Source organism: Phytoactinopolyspora endophytica (genome assembly GCF_004138495.1).
GTDB classification, from domain to species: domain Bacteria; phylum Actinomycetota; class Actinomycetes; order Jiangellales; family Jiangellaceae; genus Phytoactinopolyspora; species Phytoactinopolyspora endophytica.
This window is the reverse complement of sequence record NZ_ML142862.1, coordinates 115,208-116,290: the sequence shown is the minus strand read 5'-3', so window position 1 is coordinate 116,290 and position 1,083 is coordinate 115,208. Positions and strand designations below refer to the sequence as shown.

Below are 1,083 nucleotides of genomic sequence, written 5' to 3'. Positions count from 1 at the left end.
GGGTCGGCCATCACTGCTCACCACCGTCACGCTTGCTCGGATGGGCGAGCAGCTGGCGAGCACGTTGGTGCGAGACGCCGAGGATGAAGCCGATGTCGCGCAGCGAGATCGCATCACGCCACAACATGCGTGCGGCTACCGTGCGCTCAGCCGCAGCGGCACGGTTGGTCCATGTCGCCGTCTGACGCAGCTGTGTCGCCCGCGCAAGATGTTCGCGCACGTCGTCAGGCAGGACCGGGACGACGGTCACGGTGACGTCGTCTGCGGTGAGGCCGAGCACGGAGGCGATCGCGGCCCGTTGACTCGCAGCGGCCCTGCTCAGCATGCGCGTTGCGATCTGGGTGCGAGGATACTGGTCGCACACCACGAGCCAGTGATGATCCTCGCGCCGGGCAGTACAGGTGAAGGTGTGTAGGGTCGATTCCGCCGTGTCGGCCATCAACGCTCACCGCCGACCGGGCGAGTCTTCAGCAGCTGGCGCACCCGTTGGGCCGACCCTCCACCGAGGATGAACCCGATGTCGCGTATCGACATCCCGCCACGATGCAGCAGACGAGCCGCCGAGGCCCATTCAGCCACAGCAAGGCGACGTGACCCTATCGCGTGCACGCGATGACGGCCCGCCCGGTCGAGATGACCACGCACAGGTTCAGGCAGGACCGGGCGGATCACCACACGAACATCGGACTCCACCGAGCCCAGGGCAGAGGCAATCACGCGACGCAGCTCAGAACTGGCCCTATCAAGACTGCGCGTGGTCACCCACCAATCGCGCTGTCGATCACACACGACGATCCAGTGACCACCGGCCCACGTCGCGCTACAAGAGAAGAACGGTACATTGTCTTGCACGGCTGAACCTCCTGGTTAGGTTCGGTCGAGGCCCCGCCACGGAGGTGCCACTCCGTGGTGCGGGCCGCCTTGAAGATGAACAGGTGTCGGCCGGTGATGGGCGGACACCCAGAGTTGAAATGGTCGAGCGATGAGCCCGACGAGCGCAGGCGCAGGGGTCGGCTTACGTACTGGGCACGATTCCCAAGCCGACAGTCCGCCAGGCCGTCTGCAGGCCGTTTGACGTTGGAA

1 protein-coding gene is annotated in these 1,083 nt (G+C 65.6%); it reads right to left on the bottom strand.

The window, feature by feature from the left end:
• Positions 1 to 10 precede the first annotated feature (10 nt).
• Positions 11 to 325, bottom strand: a complete 315-nt coding sequence (locus ELR45_RS23740) for a hypothetical protein (protein WP_129668552.1) — start codon at positions 323 to 325, stop codon at positions 11 to 13.
• Between the last annotated feature and the right edge of the window lie 758 nt (positions 326 to 1,083).

Excerpts from the sequence above, each read along its gene's own strand:
- ELR45_RS23740 (WP_129668552.1), bottom strand. The coding sequence starts at position 325 with ATGCTGAGCAGGGCCGCTGCGAGTCAACGGGCCGCGATCGCCTCCGTG.